Origin of the sequence: Cloacibacterium rupense, assembly GCF_014645495.1 — a bacterium.
GTDB lineage: Bacteria > Bacteroidota > Bacteroidia > Flavobacteriales > Weeksellaceae > Cloacibacterium > Cloacibacterium rupense.
The window spans coordinates 105875-123818 of the sequence record NZ_BMLV01000001.1 but is presented as its reverse complement, the minus strand read 5'-3'; the positions used below and the strand labels follow the sequence as shown (position 1 = coordinate 123818).

18 protein-coding genes and 1 tRNA gene are annotated in these 17944 nt (G+C 31.9%); 11 read left to right on the top strand and 8 right to left on the bottom strand.

All coding sequences use genetic code 11. The annotated features are described in order from the left end of the window. Positions 1–72: 72 nt before the first annotated feature. On the bottom strand, positions 73–1524 hold the full coding sequence (gene dnaA / locus IEW40_RS00590) for a chromosomal replication initiator protein DnaA (protein ID WP_188616134.1): 1452 nt from the start codon (positions 1522–1524) through the stop codon (positions 73–75). Positions 1525–1661: 137 nt separating this feature from the next. Between dnaA and IEW40_RS00585 the strand changes: the two genes are divergently transcribed. Then, positions 1662–2072, top strand: a complete 411-nt coding sequence (locus IEW40_RS00585; RefSeq protein ID WP_188616133.1) for an acyl-CoA thioesterase — start codon at positions 1662–1664, stop codon at positions 2070–2072. A gap of 176 nt (positions 2073–2248) precedes the next feature. Here the strand turns inward: IEW40_RS00585 and IEW40_RS00580 are convergent, their stop codons facing one another. Both IEW40_RS00580 and pepE read right to left on the bottom strand, forming a co-directional pair. Beyond that, complete coding sequence (locus tag IEW40_RS00580) at positions 2249–2833, bottom strand: hypothetical protein (protein WP_188616132.1); 585 nt, start codon at positions 2831–2833, stop codon at positions 2249–2251. A gap of 86 nt (positions 2834–2919) precedes the next feature. Next, positions 2920–3612: a dipeptidase PepE gene (gene pepE, locus IEW40_RS00575; RefSeq protein WP_188616131.1), complete on the bottom strand. Its 693-nt coding sequence runs from the start codon at positions 3610–3612 to the stop codon at positions 2920–2922. Between the two features lie 264 nt (positions 3613–3876). Here pepE and fsa point away from each other — a divergent pair, with 264 nt between their 5' ends. Continuing rightward, the gene (fsa, locus tag IEW40_RS00570; protein WP_188616130.1) at positions 3877–4530 is read left to right on the top strand and encodes a fructose-6-phosphate aldolase; all 654 of its coding nucleotides are present in this window, start codon (positions 3877–3879) and stop codon (positions 4528–4530) included. Between the two features lie 98 nt (positions 4531–4628). Here the strand turns inward: fsa and IEW40_RS00565 are convergent, their stop codons facing one another. From IEW40_RS00565 to IEW40_RS00545, 5 genes are all read right to left on the bottom strand, one after another. Continuing rightward, the gene (locus IEW40_RS00565) at positions 4629–5477 is read right to left on the bottom strand and encodes a GLPGLI family protein (RefSeq protein WP_188616129.1); all 849 of its coding nucleotides are present in this window, start codon (positions 5475–5477) and stop codon (positions 4629–4631) included. Positions 5478–5482: 5 nt separating this feature from the next. Continuing rightward, positions 5483–6400 (bottom strand): GLPGLI family protein, encoded by a 918-nt coding sequence (locus tag IEW40_RS00560; RefSeq protein ID WP_188616128.1) that lies wholly within the window; start codon positions 6398–6400, stop codon positions 5483–5485. A gap of 117 nt (positions 6401–6517) precedes the next feature. Then, positions 6518–8353, bottom strand: a complete 1836-nt coding sequence (locus tag IEW40_RS00555; protein WP_188616127.1) for a M56 family metallopeptidase — start codon at positions 8351–8353, stop codon at positions 6518–6520. Between the two features lie 87 nt (positions 8354–8440). Further along, positions 8441–8800, bottom strand: a complete 360-nt coding sequence (locus IEW40_RS00550; RefSeq protein ID WP_188616126.1) for a BlaI/MecI/CopY family transcriptional regulator — start codon at positions 8798–8800, stop codon at positions 8441–8443. A 177-nt stretch (positions 8801–8977) separates the two neighbouring features. Further along, positions 8978–10390 (bottom strand): CotH kinase family protein, encoded by a 1413-nt coding sequence (locus IEW40_RS00545; protein ID WP_188616125.1) that lies wholly within the window; start codon positions 10388–10390, stop codon positions 8978–8980. A gap of 225 nt (positions 10391–10615) precedes the next feature. On the opposite strand from IEW40_RS00545, the gene IEW40_RS00540 reads away from it, so the two are divergent. From IEW40_RS00540 to prmC, 9 genes are all read left to right on the top strand, one after another. Next, a tRNA-Met gene (locus IEW40_RS00540) sits at positions 10616–10688 on the top strand. 52 nt (positions 10689–10740) lie between these two features. Then, the gene (locus IEW40_RS00535) at positions 10741–10980 is read left to right on the top strand and encodes a GIY-YIG nuclease family protein (RefSeq protein WP_229663339.1); all 240 of its coding nucleotides are present in this window, start codon (positions 10741–10743) and stop codon (positions 10978–10980) included. Positions 10981–11088: 108 nt separating this feature from the next. Continuing rightward, on the top strand, positions 11089–11700 hold the full coding sequence (locus IEW40_RS00530) for an L-threonylcarbamoyladenylate synthase (RefSeq protein ID WP_188616123.1): 612 nt from the start codon (positions 11089–11091) through the stop codon (positions 11698–11700). A gap of 862 nt (positions 11701–12562) precedes the next feature. Next, on the top strand, positions 12563–13084 hold the full coding sequence (locus IEW40_RS00525) for a hypothetical protein (protein ID WP_188616122.1): 522 nt from the start codon (positions 12563–12565) through the stop codon (positions 13082–13084). Next, positions 13077–13562, top strand: a complete 486-nt coding sequence (locus IEW40_RS00520; protein ID WP_188616121.1) for a DUF4365 domain-containing protein — start codon at positions 13077–13079, stop codon at positions 13560–13562. Before IEW40_RS00525 ends, IEW40_RS00520 begins: the two co-directional genes overlap by 8 nt. A gap of 162 nt (positions 13563–13724) precedes the next feature. Further along, positions 13725–14306: a hypothetical protein gene (locus IEW40_RS00515; protein ID WP_188616120.1), complete on the top strand. Its 582-nt coding sequence runs from the start codon at positions 13725–13727 to the stop codon at positions 14304–14306. A gap of 1010 nt (positions 14307–15316) precedes the next feature. Next, positions 15317–15886 (top strand): hypothetical protein, encoded by a 570-nt coding sequence (locus IEW40_RS00510; RefSeq protein WP_188616119.1) that lies wholly within the window; start codon positions 15317–15319, stop codon positions 15884–15886. Between the two features lie 93 nt (positions 15887–15979). Further along, positions 15980–16741, top strand: a complete 762-nt coding sequence (yaaA, locus tag IEW40_RS00505; RefSeq protein WP_188616118.1) for a peroxide stress protein YaaA — start codon at positions 15980–15982, stop codon at positions 16739–16741. A gap of 36 nt (positions 16742–16777) precedes the next feature. Continuing rightward, a complete protein-coding gene (gene prmC, locus IEW40_RS00500) occupies positions 16778–17626 on the top strand; it encodes a peptide chain release factor N(5)-glutamine methyltransferase (protein WP_188616117.1) in 849 nt (282 codons plus the stop codon). Positions 17627–17944: the final 318 nt, after the last annotated feature.

The following is a 17944-nucleotide window of genomic DNA, read 5'->3' as shown; positions in this document are numbered from 1 at the left end:
AAAAGGAATTTTCTAAACATAAATGATTTAAAAAATTCCTTTCAAAAAATTAACAATTAAAGTTTATTGAACTTATTCAAATATTTTTTCTTTAATTTCTTTCAGATATTTTTTTAATTCTTTATCTATTTTAGAAACATCTCTTATTGTTTCACAAGCATACATTACCGTAGAATGGTCTTTTCCGCCCATTTCCTCGCCAATTTTTGTAAAAGTAGCATTGGTGTACTCTTTTGCAAAATACATGGCCAATTGTCTTGGTAATGCGATTTCTCTTTTTCTGGTTTTAGACAATAATTGCTCTCTCTTAATTCCAAAATATTCGCAAACCACTTCTTGGATATAAGGAATATTGATGGTTTTCTTTTGATTGGCTGCAATTTTATTGATGGTTTCTTTTAGTAATTCTAAACTTAAATCAGACTTAGAAATCATAGAATGCGCAATCACAGAATTGATAACTCCTATTAGCTCTCTTACGTTAGATTTTACTTCACCAGCTAAGAAATCTACCATATCTTCTTTCAAAGCAATACCATCTCTGTGTAATTTATCAATTATGATTTTCTTTCTGGTGTCATAATCAGGAGATTTTACTTCTGCAGAAAGTCCCCATTTGAATCTAGAAACAATTCTCTCTTGGATATCTTGAATATCGGCTGGCGCTTTATCAGAGGTTAAAATAATTTGTTTACCCGTCTGATGAAGATGATCAAAAATATGGAAAAACATATCCTGAGTAGCTGCCTTACCAGACAAGAACTGAATATCATCAATAATCAAAACATCTACCATTTGATAAAAATTACCAAAATCTGTTTTGTTTTGAGCTTTGGCAGCAGAAACGAACTGCTGGATAAATTTTTCTGAAGATAAGTAAAGAACTATTTTATCTGGAAAATTTGTTTTTACATCTAGACCTATTGCATGTGCTAGGTGCGTTTTACCTACTCCTACACCACCGTGAATAAATAATGGGTTGAAAGAAGTAGCGCCTGGTCTTTTGGCAATTGTTTTAGCTACCGTAGAAGCAAATTTATTGCTTTCACCTTCTACGAAATTATCAAAATTAAGATTCGGGTTAAGGTTAGAATCTATATTTACTTTTTTGATTCCTGGAACTACGAAAGGATTGACCACATTGCCAGAGAAAGAAGCAGGTCTAACCTCTTGTACTTTAGGAGCTTGTACAGAGATACCTTTATAATTTTGAAGGGTAGGTTTTTCTTTTCCTTGTGGTTTATTTTCCATTACAGAATACCACAATTTCACTCCTTTTCCGATATTTTTTTTAAGAGCAGACGATAATAAGGCAAGGTAGTTTTCTTCTATATATTCTTTATAGAAGTCAGATGGCACCAGCAATGTAAGATTGTGGTTCACCAATGAAAGTGGTTGTACTTTGTCGAATAAAAGATCAAATGAGTGTTCTAATTTCTTAACATCTTCATTCTCTGCTGCGCTGAGATTGTCTCTCATAAACTTGAGACACCTTTCCCAAATCAATCCTAAATTTTGATCCATTTTTTTGTCTGCGTAATTTTCTCTGATTATGTAATTTTTATCGGAAAGACAAATATGAAAAATAATTTTTTCTTAAAAAAATTTTTGGGGTATTGCTTTTTTAAAAATATATTTGTATGTATAAAGAAAAAGTTATAATGATACACACAACCCACTCATTAAGAGTACGTTACGGAGAAACAGACGCTATGAAATATGTTTACTATGGCAACTATGCAGAGTACCTAGAAGTAGCCCGTGTAGAACTCTTTAGAAGTATAGGGATTTCATACGATGAAATCGAGAAACTTGGATTTTGGCTGCCTGTTTCTGAGTATAAAATTAAGTATTTAAAGCCTGCTTTTTATGACGAAATTTTAGAAATTCATACCTATGTAAAAAAAATTCCTGGGGTAAGAATAGAATTTGAATATGAAATTTATAATCAATCTAAACAAAAAATTTCTGAGGCTACCGTTACCTTATTTTTTTTGGATGCGACCACCAACAAAGTGTCTAAATGTCCCGATTTTTTAATGAAACTCATCGAAAAAAATTGGGAAAACTAAGTGAATTTCAGTTAAAATATTTCTTCTAAAAAAAATAAACTGATAAAAATCATTGAAAAAAAATTAAAAAATATTTTTCACCAAAAATTGATGCTAGAAAATTTAATTTGATGAATTAATTTTTGGTTGAAATTAATCTCTTAACATTGCGTTCCTATGGAACGCTTTTTTACTAATTAAAATTTCCAAGCAGAAAGATTTTTCAAATATTTCCAAGTATTATTTTCTTTTTTCAAAATAACAATTTCTCCAAAACCGCCTCTAGAACCAGTAATATTACTATATTCTATAATTACTGTTTTTTTGTCTAACGAAAATAGAGGAACCATCATTTCTACAAAAGATTTTTTACCATATTTTGTATCATAATTTTTCCAAAATTCTTTTCCTGTTCCTAATTTTTTATACTCTTCTACAGAAAGAATTTTCAATTGATTGATTAATTTTTGTTGGAAGTTAAAATTAAGATTATCACCAATTTGTTTATTGATAAACTCAATATCATTATTGGTGAAAAAATCATTCGGATTTTCTTCAATACTGTAAAAATTTTCTTCTATCTTATTTAAATAATGATAAACCGCAGAATCTGATTTACTTCTCATTAAAAATTTAATTTTAAAACCCTTCTCTTGCAATCTCTCTTTGCGATTTTTAATTACAAAATTCACCACTTCATAAATATCTTTTTCAGTAACTTTCTCTTGAGAAAAGGCACTTAAAAAAGAAGCTAAAAAAATAAAAACAAATAATTTTTTCATGATGAAATAGTTTCAAATTGTCTAAAAACTCTATCACTCCATTTCTCTAAAACTCTATCACTCTACAACTCTCCCACTCTAAAACTCTACAACTCACTTCCACTCTCCAATTCATAAGGCTCTTTTCCTTTCTCGAAAATTCTGGTGAGCTCTGTTCCTTCGGTGGTAATTTTATCGCCGATTCTGCGAATCCAGCTTCCTTCTCTTAAGCCTACAACTTTAATATTATTTTGGGTGAGAAACTCTCTGATTCTAGTTTCTCTGGTTTCTCCGTTGTGCTTAATTTGTGGATTTGGGTCTAAATAATGAGGATTGATATTAAAAGGAACCAAGCCCATACAATCAAAATTGGGTGGATATACGATGGGCATATCATTGGTAGTTTTCATATTGATGCCTCCAATGTTGCTTCCTGCGGAACTGCCTAGATAAGGTTTGCCTGATTTTACATTTTCTGCTAAAACATTCATTAAATTTTCTTCGTGAAGGGTTTTTACCAAAAGAAAGGTGTTTCCGCCACCTGTGAAATAGCCTTTTGCAGAATTAATTGCCGAAATTTTATCTTCGAATTCATGAAGTCCTTTTACTTTGATATTGATTTCTGCAAAGAAATTTCTAGCGATTTCGGTGTAATCGTCGTGTGAAATTCCACCTGGTCTTGCAAAAGGAACGAAAATAATTTCATCAATTCCTGAGAATAATTCTTGAATTTCTTTTTTAATGTATTCTAAATATTTCCCACCAAAAAGTGTGGATGTGGAAGCGAGAAGGACATTCATAAGTTTGAAAAGGTTTGATGTGGTTTGATTTTGTTTGATATGGTTTGAATGGTTCAAATTTATGGAAAAAAAGTTGTTTTGAGAAGTGAACTGCGCCCCAGATTGAGCGGCATGTTTGAGCTCTCCCAAAAAAAATGTGAAGGCTTTGCTTTGGATTTTTTGGGAAGCGAGTAGCGAAAGCTGGAAATGTGCGCCAAAAAAACTAAAAACTAATCCCGAAAAACTAATCGCTAATTCTTATCTTTGTAAAAAAATAATTTTAAGATGAAATTTTTTATTGATACTGCTAATCTTGACCAAATAAGAGAAGCGAAAGATTTAGGAATTCTAGATGGTGTAACTACCAACCCTAGCCTGATGGCGAAAGAAGGAATTGTAGGAAAAGAGGCAATTATGAACCACTACAAAACGATTTGCGAGATTGTAGATGGTGATATTTCTGCGGAAGTTCTTTCTACCACTTACGAAGAAATGATAAAAGAAGGCGAAGAATTGGCGGCAATTCACCCGAATATTGTGGTGAAAATTCCTATGATTAAAGACGGAATAAAGGCTTTGAAATATTTTACAGATAAAGGGATTAAAACCAACTGTACTCTAATTTTCTCTGCTGGCCAAGCTCTTTTGGCTGCGAAAGCGGGTGCCACCTACGTTTCTCCGTTTTTGGGAAGATTAGATGATGTTTCTACTGATGGTCTTAATCTGATTGAAGAAATTAGAATCATTTTTGACAATTATGATTATCAAACTGAAATTCTAGCAGCTTCTATTCGCCACTCTATGCACATTATCAACTGTGCAAAAATAGGTGCAGATGTGATTACGTCTCCACTTCCTCCGATTTTATCTTTGCTTAAACATCCTTTGACTGATGCTGGTTTGGCGCAGTTTATTGCAGATTCTAAGAAGATGATGTAGTGAAGATTGAGATGGAAGATGGAAGTTAGAAGTTGGAATAATAAAAAAATCCTGAAAGTTTGAAAATTTTCAGGATTTTTTTTGTTTTATTTTCATTTCTATTTCAAAAGGTCAATTTCGATTAGATTATTATCTTTTTTAATTTGTTCTTTAAGGCGTTCTTCTCTTTCTTTCATAAACTTATTATTTTCTGGACTATTGGTCATGTTAATCACTACACCGTTGTCCATACTAATTTGTCTCATTCCTTTTGCGGGGTCTTTTCTGTGCTCTAAAAATAGTTTTTTGTACTCTACTAATGTTAATGGAATTTCTTTAGAGATTTCAAAAGCATAAATTTGAGGCTCTAGAGTTCCCAAATTTTTAATGGCCATTAATTGATACATATGAGATAGAGTATCATCTTCTAATTTTATAATTAAGCCTGGTAAGCCAGAAAATTTGTATGGTCCGTCTTGAATAGGAATATCATTACAAAACCAAGCCGTCCATTTTCTGCCTGCAAATTCTGCGGTTGCTTTTTGGGTTTCCCAATTTCCTATTTTCTGTTTATCTGGGAATATTTTCCAAGAGATTTTTCGGTCTTCGGCCACACGGAAGGCGTCCATACCAATTCTTGTGCGGAAATCTATATTTCCGTTTAGATAATTTTTAGCAACGGTATATCTCACCACGCCTTTTCTTTGGTCTGTTCTGATATTGATAGAGCCCGTAGATTTCAATTGTTTTTCTAAATCTACCCTCATTAGAGAATCACTTTTAAAAGAAGTATAACTGTAGAATTTAGAACCTTTTGGCGTAGTGTCTAAATTCATTATTTCAGTTTTTACATCATCACGTTGGGTAGAGTCTGATACCAGTTTGTACTCATACGTAAATCTTTGGTTCTGTGCCGACAAAAAATTCATCACCCCAAGAATCAAAAGAACAAAGATTTTTTTATTCATTATTTCTATTTTTTTAATAAATCTATTTCTAGCAAGTTGTTATTTCTTTTATTGGCTTCTTTTTGCATTTCTTCGCGACGTTTTATCATATCAGCCATTGACATTTCATTACCATTTTGGTCTTTAAATTTCATCACTAAGCCTTCTCTTCCTTGCATCATTTTAAGGGATTTTGTAGGATCTTCTCTGTCTTCCCAAAACATTTTTTTATATTTTTCTCTATTGATTTCTATTTCATCTTTAGCATTCCCGAAACCATCACCCACAATTATAGTTCTGGTAACCATTCCATTTCCTGTGGTCGTATTTTGGGCCGCATTTTCTTCTTCTATCGTGTTAAATTTAGCTGTTCCTCTTAGTTCCATACTATGAGAATTGGTATCGTCTGAAATTTTAACAATTAATCCTGGTAAACCTTTGAATTTGTAAGGTCCATCATTAAACGGAAGTTCTTCTGCAAACCAAGCTGTCCATTTTCTACCTGCAAATTCTGTGGTCGCTTTTTGAGCTTCCCAAGAACCTATTTTTTGCTTTTCTGGTAAAACCTTCCAATTGAGGGTTCTGTCTTCTAAAACTTTGTAAGAATCTGTACCAATTTTGGTATTGAAGTAGGTTTTGTTTTTAGAGTAATCTTTAGTGACTTTGTACCTTACTTTTCCTTTATCATTTCTTTTTATGTTAATATTAGAAATTCCAGCTTTTAATTGTTTCTCTAAGTCAGCTTTTATGATGGAATCTTGTACATATACTTCTCTGCTGTAGTACTTAGAACCATTTTTAGTTATGTCTAGGAACATCATTTCAGAAGTCGTATTATCTTTTTGCGTAGAATCCGAAACAAATTTGTATTCATAGATGAATCTATGATTTTGAGCTTGCAAAAATGATGCAGCAAAAATAAAAAGTATAAATATTTTCTTCATGGGTACAATTTTAATTTTCGTTTTTTAGTAAAATCCTTCAAGGATTTAGTATCCTTGAAGGATTGGGATTTCAAATTTACATTAAAGATTTAAACTTTGAAACAATTAATTATTGTATTATTTTTTAGTCACTATTTTTATTTCTCCTTCTTCTTTTCCGTTGTTATTATTTTTATAAACATTTACCGTTGCGATATCACTAGGATTTAGTTTCTCCATTTCAGCCTTATCAGCCAATTTCCCGTCAATGTAAATTTTTACATTTTTACCGTAGTCTTTACCATCTACCTTTATTGGATTTATTTTGGTTAAAGTACTTGTTACCACAGTAGTATTAGGAGAATGAGCACCTACCCCAATTATCCACGGATTATTTTGAGCATATTTTCTAGAAATTTCTGCCTGTTGTTTGGCAATTTCCGCTTGTTTTTTTGCCAATTCTGCTTGTTTTTCTGCGAGTTCTTTTCTTTCTTTTGATAGTTTTTCTAGTTTTTTCTTTTCTGCTTTGGTAAGGTTAGCTTTATTTTCTTCATAATTAACATCAGCTCTGAAAGTCATTCCATTTCTAGGCATTTGAGGCATTACCATATTGAAATCCCCTTCTGGAAAGCTGAAACTTTCTACTTTACCAATCACATCATCTGTCAAGATTCTTAGTTTACCAAGTTTTTCTAGTTCTTTCAATTTTTTTTCATCAAACTTGAATTTTTCTTTAAATTCTTTTGAATTAAAAACATCTTCTAGTTCTTTGCCATTCCATTCTAGAATTTTCACATTTTTCACATAGTCATCAGATTGGGCTACTTTGTCTATTTCTCTGCCTAATTGGTCTAATTCTTTTGCTTTTAGTTCAAATTCATAACTATCATTGCCTTTTTCTTTGGCAATTTTTTGTAATTCCTCAGATTTTTTACGTGTTTCTTCGCTTAGCGTGGTAATTTTTTCGTTTTCTTTTTTCAGTTTTTCTGATGCATCTTTTATTTTTTCTTGATGAAATTTCACCAAACTATCTACAGGAACTTGCTTCCTGATGGTGGTATCTTTTTTAAGCGTTTGTACTGCAATAGCAATCGCATTATTCGTTTCTTTAATTTCTTTGTTTTTTGCATTAACCAGTAGTGCAAATGAAACCAAGAATAGAATTGGCAATGCTAAGATTCTACGCGCATAACTGAATTTTGTTTTTTGTTGTGTAAGCATTTTTAGTCGTTTTTTAAGGTTAGATGATAAAAACGGACTCGTGGCTGGTAATACATTTCCGGAAAAATTACTGGCCAATAGCATCTGCGCAAATGCCCGAGTATCGCTTTGTTTTACAGCTTTATGGTCTGCCAGATATTCATGAATGAGGTTGATTTCTTTTTTAATGAAGTAAAATATCGGGTTGAACCAAAAAACCGATTGAACAATTTGTATAAAAAGTTTATCGATACTGTGTTTCTGTTCTATATGTACCATTTCGTGTTTTAGGATTTGTTTTCCTAAATCTGAATTGATGAGAATAGAATTCTTCCAAAATAGATTTCTGAAAAACGAAAATGGTGCGTCTTGTAAATTGGTATTATAAAAAGTGATTCCTTCTAAAGTTTCTTTCGGAAATTCTTTTCTCAATCGACTGATTCTAAGCAAACCGATGGCGATTTTCAGAATTAAAAACAATGAAATGAGTGCCAAAACAGCAATTCCTACACTCCAAAAATCAAATGATTTCGTAGGATTTTCTGCAGTATTTTGTTGAAACTGATTGAGCAACAGTAAAATTCTACTGTCTGTTTCAATGGTAAAATATTCTAACTTAAGAAGTGGCAAAAACAAGCTCAAAACTACAGTAGATAAAAGGTAAAATCTATTGTAATGATGAAATGTTTTATCGCGAAGAAACAAAAGATAATACGCCGACATAACCGCCGAAACTGCAATCATCTTTCCGAAATAGAGGAAAATAGCTTCCATAATTTATCTTTTTTGAAATGGTTTGAATTTGTTTGACTTAGTTTGAAAGGTCTGATAGTCATCTTCTTACTTCTAACTTCAGATCTCCTACTTTTTCAGTTCATTTAAAAGCATTTCTAAGTCTTCTACGCTCATTTCGTTTTTTTCAATCAAAAAAGAAACCGCATTTCTATACGAACCCTCAAAATAGTTTTTCACCAAACTTTTGATCGATTTACCACTGTATGTTTCCTTAGAAATTAGAGGAAAATACTCGTGTTGTCTTCCGTGAACTTTGTGCCCTACAAATTCTTTTTCCATCAAAATTTTTAAAATCGTGGAAACGGTATTGGTATGAGGTTTTGGCTCAGGGAAAAGTTCTAAAATATCTTTCAGGAAACCACTTTCTATTTCCCAGAGATACTGCATTACTTGTTCTTCTGCTTTGGTAAGGGTCTTTGTCGCCATATTTTAAATCATTATTGAGATTAGAAAATCAATTACTTCTAACATCAAAGTTAATAAAAAAGAAATCATAACTAATTATTTAGTGATACAAATTTAGTAAAAAAACTAATCTATCACTAAAACATTAGTTAAAGTTTTGTTAAAAATAATTAATCCTCTGATTTTCAGGGCAAAAATCTAATTCTTTGGAATACTTGAAGCTTTTCTTATGAAATAATTATCATCTGCACTGCTGCCCCTTAGTCTATAAAAACCACAATTTCCCCAGTTGGCCGGCACATCTTTTATCTCCATATCTTCACCGGTATCATTAGAAACATAAGAAGCGATGCTATTTTGCCAATTCTGAATTCTTTGTTGAGCATAATTGACATAAAAAAGGTCATACTTCTTATCCATCAAATCATTAAGGTATTTGATATACTGCGTTCTATATTCTGGAATAGATAAAACCTTAGCCACTAAAGGATGCTCCACATTATTTCCCCAATTAAGTGGATCTTGAATGCCAGAATCTTTCATCATCAAAGAAGTACCCAGCGTGTTATCATAATCATAGGGTATGAAATAAAACTTACCCGCTGCATCAAAATAAAAATAGAAATTATTAGAATTACTCCAATAATCATCCCACATACCTACCGTAACGTTCACTGCATAGGTTTTTAAGAATAGGTTGACATCCATTTTTTGGGAAATATAATTTTTAAAATCATCACCTGTTTTAGAATTTACTTGGGTAATAAAATCAGACAATTGAGTTTTAGCAGCTGCTAGATTAGATTTACTGCCCTTGTAGTCATAAATTGGAGTATAATTAGAAGTTAAAGTAATGTTTTCTATCCCCATATTTGATTGAGATGGATCTTTGAGGGTAGCTCCCCAATTGGCTTTCCAAAGATTTCCTGTGGTCGTAAAAAAACTCGTTCTATTGTTTAGATAGGTATCATCTACAGGCTCAATCATTTGATAGACCCCAAAATAAGCTGCTTTAGCTCCTCCGGCTACTTTAATTGTAAGTCTACAATAGCTGGATTGTGGTGCCGTCCAAACGCCAAATTTCTCAAATAAATCATAAGAAAAAACTTCTCTAGCGTACATAGCATCGTCTTTAAACCATTTTAGAATCAGTTTTTCTGATTGATGAAACAATTGTGTTTTATTAAATTTCTTAAAACTCACTGTAAAACTAGCATGGTGCCAATCTGGATTGGTCGCATTATGCATTTCGCCACGATTTCCTTCTGGCCTTCTTCTGCTGGTATTTCCTCTTAGTCTGAAACCAATATTGTCTAAAGTCTCTGTAGTTCCGTTTTTTATAAATGCAAACTTTCCTGAAACATATTCTTCATTATCAGGATTTTGATCGTAATAACTTAAAAATTTATTCCATTCTGTAAGTGGTACTTCAACGGTAATTTCAGGCAAAGCAGCATTGTCGTAAATAAATTTCTGAGAATCTGTAAGAAGGTAAGGCTTTTCATAAGGCTGTTGTACTTGTTCTGGAACTGGTGGAGTAACTACCACCTCATTATAATCTCTACAACCGATGAGTAAAACTAAAACTGAAAAAAAGAATAGTCTTTTCATTATATAAAATTTTTGCTAAGGTATAACATACAAACCAGACCATAAAACATTATTAAATGACATTTAACCATCTTTAACGTAATTACTATAAGTCTAAACAAACCAAAAAACCATTTGTAACAATTGCATTTATATATTTATCTAACTGATTAATAAAGCATTAACGTGAAATTCAAATAAATATTTGCAAATTAAAAAAATAGTAGTATCTTTGCACCACAATATCGCGAGATGGAGCAGTAGGTAGCTCGTCGGGCTCATAACCCGAAGGTCACAGGTTCGAGTCCTGTTCTCGCTACAAAGACAAGAGGATTAATTATTTAATCCTCTTTTTTATTATGGATAATTTTGTGGTTTACATACTGTTTTCAGAAAAGTACAGCAAAACTTATGTTGGCTGTACTTCTAATCTTATTGAGAGGTTTAAGTCACATAATTATCTTTCAAAAGATGGTTATACAAGAAAATTTAGACCATGGTCTGTAATTCATGTAGAATTTTTTGAAGACAAAAAAGAAGCCTTAGCTAGAGAAAAATATTTAAAAACTGGTAAAGGTAGAGAATACATCAAAGGGCTCATATTCGCCTAGGCGAACACAGGTTCGAGTCCTGTTTCGCTAAAGCGAACACGTCTCGCTACTAAATTATAAGAGAATCAAATATTTTGATTCTCTTTTTTTATTCCTTAACTTTGAAGTATGGCAAAAATCCTAAAAATATACCCCAATAATCCTCAGGAGAATTATATCAATGAGGTGATTAAAACTTTAGAAAACGGTGGATTAATCATCTATCCATCAGACACGGTGTATGCTTTGGGATGCGATATCAACAATATAAAAGCCATGGAAAAATTGGCCAAACTAAAGCACACTAGTTTAGACAAAGCCCAATTTTCTATTATTTGTAACAATCTGAGCCATCTTTCGGAGTTTACTAGGCCTATAGAAACTTCTACTTTTAGATTGCTTAAAAGTAAAATCCCAGGTCCTTTTACCTTTATTCTAGAAGCCAACAAAAACTTACCTCTCGCTTACAAAGGCAAAAAAACAGTAGGAATCCGTGTGCCAGACCACCCTATTCCGCAGTTGATTGTAGAAAAGTTGGGGCATCCTATCGCTTCTACCTCTATCAAGGATGACGACGAGGTGGTAGAATATTCTACAGACCCTGAGTTGATTGCCGAAAAATATGACCATCTGGTCGATATCGTCATCGATTCTGGTTATGGAGACAATGTAGCCTCTACCATAGTAGATTTAACTAGTGGTGAACCAGAAATCCTAAGAGAAGGAAAGGGTGAGTTGTAAGTAAATTCTTATTTTTAGTGGCTTCTAGCGTGTATACTATTACTTCTACCCTCTCTTATTTTATATTCTAGAGTTTGTATAAAGTTAAGTACGCTAAAGATTATCCTTTATTACTATGGCTTTCATTTTATTGGTGTCTTCCTTTATGGGTACCACCCACATCTGAAGTCTGTAGATGATCTTCTTAATTTTTAATTGTTTACGCTACCTTTTTAATTGGCTTTGACTATTAGAAGACATGACTTTGACTTTAGCTTGACTAGACTTTAGTATACTACAACTATACTACAACCCTTCTTTTGATGTGACTCTAATTAGCCTATGAGATGGGACGATGGGTGATGAGTGATGAATGATGAATGATGAGGTGTTGGTTGCTGGGTACGAGGTGCGAGACACGAGATACTAGGTGCGAGATGCGAGATGCGAGATGCAGGATGTAAGGTGCAAGGTAAGAATTACAAAAAACAGCATTTTGTAATGCAAAGAAGGCTAATTAAAGGATAGAATAAAATCTTATTTAAAAGTAAAAAAGTGAAATTTTAGAAAAGTAAAATATGACAGATACAACAAAATAAATACATCACCTTACAAAAAACCGTATTGTTATCTTAAAAAAAATAATTACATTTGATTTAAAATACAAGCAAAGAAAAAATAGTAATAAAAAACATTTGCGCAAAAAAATATTTATAGTTGCGTAAAAAAATATTTTTAATTGCGTAGAAAAAATATTAATAACCCAAAAACAAGTATAACTCACAATATATCAATCTTTTAAAATTACTCAAAAATACTTTGGCTTTTCCTAGAGTTGCGTATATTTGAGAGTTATGTGGCATTTTAAAGACCGACACCACGAATGATAATTGAAGCAGAAATAATAAGTCAACCATACTCTGGAGAATACACCGAAAGAATTTACGACAATGAAAGTGCGTGGAATTCTCAAAGTTGGACTTTTATAAAATTTACCAATGACGACTATACGGAATGGTGCGGACAATTTCGTGGGTTTCCAAGACAAGTTGCTATCTCGACTTTTAAGAGTATTATATTGGTTTTGACTTCGGACTACCTATATCAGCTTGACAGAGAAACAGGAAACTTAACAGATTTTGAAGACCAACCTCAATACCAAAATTTGACAGTTGCACCAAATGGAGATTTTATACTTGCTGACTATTACAATTTTGAAAAGGTAATTACAAGTATCAAACATAAGACATCAATTGAAAGCCCAATCCAAATGGACATTATAGAGTTCAAAAATTGGGAAAACTCAAAACTCGAATTTACTTGTGACGAATTTCTAAATTGGGACAGACATTTAGTAATGACATACGATAGTCAAACAAACAAAATTGAAATTAAGAATGGCTAAAAAATTTCCAATACGACACGAAAACCATACACTTGAAGAAAAATCAATCATTTTTTTTCGTAACTATTTACCGAATGATTGGAACGTAAACTCAATTGATAGAGATTACGGACAAGATTTGAATATAGAAATTGCGGAAGATGGAGTTTACAAAGGGCTTGAGTTTATAGTGCAACTTAAGAGTTCTCATTTGCCTGATATAAATGGTGATGACGAAAGACAAACGTTAAGAGTTGCGACTTACAATTATCTATGGGATAATTTAAGAGTTGTGCTACTTGTAAAGTTTGTTGAAGAAGAAAACGAAGCTTATTGGATTTTATTGAAAGACGTTCCTGAACCAAGCCAAGACAATGAAACATTTACAGTCAGGATACCAAGACAAAACAGACTTACAGAACTTAATTGGAATGAAATTGCTGACTATGTTAGAACAATAACACATAGAAAACTAAGAGCTGCTAGACCGAATGAATAGAAAAACGCCACATAACAAGGTATTGCCAAAAGCGGGGCTGAACGGCTTCTATTGGGCATTTGTACAAGGTTCAACACTTGTTCTTCGATTGAACTTTTGTACTAAAAATCCCCGCCTTCGGCAATACCCAAACCGTTATCTGCAATACAAAAAAAAACGCTAATGAAAATAAAATTTATTTTATCAACCATTTCTTTAATTATGACAGTATTAACTTATGGTCAGCAAAAAAATAGATATCATAATGATAAAATTGAATGGACAATTTCTTTTCCGGAAAGTTTTAAAGATATGAACTTTAACAAACAACCTGTTCAAATTGTCGTAGCTGAAAATACGACTGAACAAAAACCAAAAATCTCTAATAAAAAAAATGAGATTGAAGAAATCACATATCAAGGTTCAAAATATAACTTTTTCTATACAATAATTGAAAACAACAAAGAAAATATTGACCTTAAGAAAAAAGCCGAAGACCAAAATAAATCATTAATTGAAGCGTTAAAAGTTTCAAATCCAAAAACAAAATTTGAAACTAAATACTCAACTGAAAAAATTGATAATGTAAATTTTTACAAATCTGAGTTGACTATGGATTTAGGAAATAGTATTTCACAGCATTTCATAATATATTTTGCAAAAATTAAAAATTATTACGCTAATTTTTCTATTGTTTATGCAAATGAAAATGATGAAACAAAAGAAATAATTGCGGCTTTTAAAAATTCTAAATTTGCAAAATAAAAGTGCTGCAGATAATAACTAGAGTTTAGCTTCGCTCAGTTCGGCTATCGCCTCATGTCGTCTTGTCCGAAGGACACGAGATGAATTGAAAATCGACGAAGTCAAACTCCTGTTGAACCCTTCGACAAGCTCTGGGCAGGCTCGCTTTGGGAGCTCTTTTCAGGAGTTATGGGGTTGTCGTAAAATTTTTAAATGATATTTCAAAGAGAACTGGTGGTTCTCTTTTTTTTTTAGAAAAATTAGTTGAGTTTATAAGATACTTTGATGATTTCTGAACCAAACCTTTCTGCGTTACTATTTTTGTGGTTAGAACGCAAAAAGGGTAATCACCAAAAGCATTTTCTTCTTTTCCCCTGCTCTAAAGGGAGGAAGAAAATGGTCTTTAAAGCGAGGAACAGAAACAACCTCTAAAAGGTGCAGCGGCAATGACCTAAGAACCTTTTGGAGGTTAGGGGACTACTCTATTTTTTTAGTAAGAATTAGAAGTCGGATATCTTTAATTTTTAATAAGAAAAAAAACACCCCGTCATCCCGAGAATCGGGATGACACCCCTTTTTTAGAGGGGAATCGTTAAAAGACACTTCTTAATTTTTTTTACTCTGATTGTAAATTAGAAAGATTGATTGGTAAAAAAAACATTTTCTTCTTTTCCCCTGCCCTAAAGGGAGGAAAAAAAAATGGTTTTTGATTCCCGCAGATTTATGCAGATTATTGGGTGGTGGTATTGTTGTGTGAAGACTCACGGATTGAAAATCCGCGAGATCTGGTTAAGAGCATTAAGTTTCGCCTTTGGCGATGGTGGATGAAATGGATTGGAAATGATATTGTTTTTTTTCATTCTCGCGGATTTTGCGGATTATGCAGATTTTTAGGCGCGTTTGTTAGTAAAAATTAGGAATTGAAAACATTTTTCTTTACCCCAACCCTAAAGTTTTTATATTCGTTTAGTTTAAAAATTAGTTACATTGTGTACTTTTTTAAATGATTACTATCAAATTCAAAATAATTAATGGAAATTGAAAGAAAAAAATTAGTTAGGCTCAAAATACAAGAAAAATATACTAACGATATTTTAAGTCCATATTCCTATGAGGAAATTGAGAACATCAGTGATTCTAAATTCACAGATTACAAGCAAACAATTGGTTTAAAAATATCTGAAAGCAATTTTTTTCCAATTTTGTTTCTAATTTTATCTATTCTTTTTCTTTCTAAACTTCTATATGATAAAAAAGAAGTAATTAATGATAATCATCTAATTTCTTTTTTCTATTTGATAAATTTTTTCTTATTAATACACTCATTATATTCTATTTTTTTAAAAAAGAAGAAAACATTTTTAGAGGTTAAGGAAAATTCATTCGTGATTAATGAAAAAAGAGAAATAAAGTGGACTGATGTACTTGTTACCGGAAAATTAATAGGAGGAGGAAAATTTACAACATATTATTTGATTTTAGGATTATCAACATTAGAAATTCTTCGAATTGACATGAATGGAACTAAAATTTCAATCAATGATTTTATTAAAATTATCCATTTGAATCAAAAAAAATGTAAAAGCTCCTTTCTTTTATAGTCGGAGCGCAAGTTCCGTCTATTAAAGAAATAGGCTGTAAAAATCAAAATTTGTTTTATTTTTGAGGTTTCAAATTCAAACTTCAAATTTCCAATGAAAATCATTACTTCACCTGCTAAATTGATGAATGTAGAAAATTCTACAGAGTTTTTAAAATCAACTACTCCAAAATTTATAGAAGAAGCAACTCTGATACAATCTTATCTCAAGGAAAAATCGCCTAAATATTTATCAGAATTGATGGAAATTTCGTCCAAATTAGCAGATGAAAACTGGCAACGCAACCAAGTTTGGAAACCCAAACCAAGCGCCAAAGAATCTTGTCCAGCTCTTTTTGCCTTTACCGGTGAAGTTTACAGAGGTTTAGATGCCAAAACTCTTGATAAAAGTGCTGTCGATTATTTACAGAAAAACCACAGAATACTTTCTGGTCTCTATGGATTGCTAAAACCATCTGACAAAGTAATGCTTTACCGATTAGAAATGGGTAGAAATTTTGAGTTTGAAAACTATAAAAACTTATATGAATTTTGGACAGATAAAGTAACCGAGCAACTCAATTCTGAGCTTAAGAAAAATGAAATATTGCTGAATCTTGCTAGTAATGAGTATGGAAAAGTTGTGAACAGAAAAAAAATCACAAATCCCATCATCGATTTTGAATTTTACCAAACTCAACCCGATGGAAAGTTGAAAACCATTGTGGTTTATACCAAACATGCGAGAGGTTTAGTGGCTAGATTTTGTGCAGAAACCCAAGCCAAAACCTTAAATGACGTGAAAGCTTTTAACTTGGAAGGTTATCTCATTAACGAAGAAAAATCTACCGAGAATAAATTGGTTTTTACACGATAATTTTCAATTCTCCATTTTCAATTTTTGATTCATCAAATGACCATTCTAGAATTTAAAAGACATTTCAAGGGTGAACTTTCGGCGCTATATACTGAGGCTGAAAGTGCCCAACTCTACTCTATTTTCTTGTATGAAAAAACAGGATTTGATAAGTTTCAGCAACGCAGGTTTGCGCATCAAGAACTTTTGATAAGCGATGAGGAAGAACTGAATGAAATTGTTCTAGAATTAAAAACAGGTAAACCATACCAGCAAATTTTGGGTTACACAGAATTCTACGGGAAGAAGTTTTGGGTGGATGAAAACGTCTTGATTCCGAGGCCAGAAACCGAAGAGCTGGTGGAATTGGCAATTAATACGTTACAAGTTGAGGGTTACGAGTTGCGAGGTTTAAAAATTTTGGATATTGGTACCGGTTCTGGAATTATACCGATTACTTTGAAGAAACATTTTAAAAATGTAGAAATCTCGGCGATGGATATTTCTGAAAAAGCATTGGAAATTGCCAAAAAAAATGCAGATTTTCATAAAACAGAAATTAATTTTATACAAAAAGATTATCTAAACACAGAACTTACCGAAAATTACGACATCATCATCTCAAATCCGCCATACATTGGCATCGATGAAAATATTGAAATCGAAGAATCTGTAAAAGGTTTTGAACCCAATATAGCTCTTTTTTCGCCTACTTCAGATGAGCTTATTTTCTATCGCAAAATCGCCAAAGATGGTGAACAATTCCTCAACGAAAACGGAATGATTTTTCTTGAAATCAATCAAAAATTAGGAAAGGAAACCTTGGAATTGTTTGGGAATTATTCTGAAGCTCATTTGATTAAAGATTTATCAGGGAATGACCGATTTGTAATGGCTAAAAAATAGCTTATATTTTCTTCAATTCATGAAAAAAAAAATTTTAAACTACAGCAAAGGAGACAAAAGAAATGATTGGAAATAGCATTTCAAAAGTAAAAAAAGAGGAATGTTTTGTTTTTCAATCTAATTGTAAGATAAAAATCTTTATTTTAAATCTAAGAAGCAATAGTTTATAAGTCTTAAAAAAATCGTTTTATGATATAGAGCCTGTTTAAATTATATCGAAAAAAAAGTTTATAACTCTTAAAAATTATCTTTACATTATTTTTTTGCTCTTTTAAGCCTATTTTTCACTTTTTATTTTTGATTTATCCCGATAAATCT